This is a genomic window from Sphingomonas populi (genome assembly GCF_004208535.1).
GTDB lineage: Bacteria > Pseudomonadota > Alphaproteobacteria > Sphingomonadales > Sphingomonadaceae > Sphingomonas > Sphingomonas populi.
Window position 1 is genome coordinate 1 of sequence record NZ_SGIS01000131.1, and the last position, 1737, is coordinate 1737.

The 1737-nt window shown below is 57.1% G+C and carries 2 protein-coding genes and 1 pseudogene; 1 reads left to right on the forward strand and 2 read right to left on the reverse strand.

From position 1 onward, the window contains the following. Positions 1–122 precede the first annotated feature (122 nt). Positions 123–389 (reverse strand): hypothetical protein, encoded by a 267-nt coding sequence (locus tag EWE75_RS24445; protein WP_130160616.1) that lies wholly within the window; start codon positions 387–389, stop codon positions 123–125. A 272-nt stretch (positions 390–661) separates the two neighbouring features. Between EWE75_RS24445 and EWE75_RS24450 the strand changes: the two genes are divergently transcribed. After that, positions 662–1213 (forward strand): hypothetical protein, encoded by a 552-nt coding sequence (locus EWE75_RS24450; protein WP_130160617.1) that lies wholly within the window; start codon positions 662–664, stop codon positions 1211–1213. A 419-nt stretch (positions 1214–1632) separates the two neighbouring features. Here EWE75_RS24450 and EWE75_RS24455 read toward each other — a convergent pair. Beyond that, a pseudogene (locus EWE75_RS24455) lies at positions 1633–1737 on the reverse strand (IS5/IS1182 family transposase); the annotation flags it as partial.

The window sequence follows — 1737 nt, forward strand, 5'->3', positions numbered from 1 at the left end:
GCTTGCGTAGATCAACCGACAGCGCCCTGGGCATGTATCAACCTCCTTGCTCGAAGGCCGTACTGAATCAGATCGCAACCGATTTGGGAATCGCCCACGATTCAATCAGGTCGATTTATGCTCTAGACTAGCCCCGCTTCCTGAATGGTGATGATGGGAAAATCCCCGCCCACTCTGTCGCGCGTTTGCCGCTTGAGATCACCCAGTCGCTTGAGCAGGCTGGCCACGTCCCCGGCAGGAAGGATCGACTGCGACACCCTGGCACCGCCGCCGGGAGATATCGACGTTACCAACCATTTTGACTGACTGAGTTCCAACGAAACGAAAATTGCGGCAATGTCGATCCGAACAGCGGTCGACGATTGCGATGGAATGCGTGCCTCGGGCATGGGAACCTCCAAAGTGGTGTGTTTGGCGACCTCACTTTGCCCTAACGGCGGTCGCTGTTCATCACCCCTCATGGGATCTCACCTGGTTGGCAGGAAAGGGTTGCGGCGGGGGCGAGTTGAACCGTTCGCCATCTCCGCTGCGAACGCCAGACAAGTCCGGGCTGTGTCACCAGTGTCACTTTACCGCGCGGGTAAAGTGACACTGGTGATTTTTGTTGAGCCGGATGATTTAGGGGGATTCACAGAGGAATCGCTTGTGCTAGATTCCTGCTATGTTCCACCAAGGCGACCTCTTTGACCATATCAAACAAGCCCCGCGAGCTGTGGCGCCGCCGGCCGTCGCGCTGCCAGATCTTGTCGAGCGCGTATCGCAGGTGTCGAAACGTCCCAGATATGTGTTGCTCATCCTCAACCTGATCGCAAAGGCAGCAGGAGAGAATGGCAGTCTCGGGCCTTATGTCCGAAGCGAAGGCGACCAAGTTCCGGTGCGCGACTGGTTATGCCAAGCACTGGCGCCGCTGGCCAATCGGGACTGTCGCCGTGCGGCCATGATTGCGGCGGTCCGGTCGCAGCTGATGGCAAGGGCCGACTCCTCGGAAAATGCGGGTGATCTGGCTCAGCAACAAGATGAGGAGATCGAGGCGCGCATTCTGAGATCCGGTCGGACGAATGTTAGCCGTGCAGTATCTGACCTTGTCCGCGCTGGATTGCTGCATCGCCATTATCAGGGGTACCGCGTCGATCATCACAATCGGGGAGCGCAGCGCGAAGCTGTCTATACGATCACGGCGGATGTGCGGCTGGCGTTGGCGGGCGGCTATTAAGACTGAGGCATATTTGCTGCGCAGTGAATATCGCCGTATAATCGAATATCGGCTTTCGGCGATCCGCAGGCCAGTCAAAGCGTTGATAAATTTAACATAACAAATATTATCGAACTCAAGGATTGTAAGCGCTGTTTGTTTGCAAATTCCGATGATGCCGCCCATCTATTCCGAGATGATCCCGCCCACCGAAGGGTCGTTCGGTCGATGGTGTGTGGTTGGCATTCACGGTGGACCATCAACCCGCGTCGCTCTGCTTTGTCGGGCGCAAGGAGATCGAGGCGACGTCGGCTCTCCGCCGCGAGCGGCGCTGCGTATGACAAGGTCGCCGGGTGTCGTTGAGCATCGGTCGGTGGAAATGTGTTACGCGCCGTCGGGGCGCACTGAATAAGATGGACTAGGGCGTGGTGACGATTTAACTATCTCAGCCAGATAGCGATGGCTGCGAGTTTAACGAAGCCCATGAAGTTGGCGAGCAGCTTGTCGTATCGGGTTGCCACTCGTCGGAACTGCTTGAGTTTGGC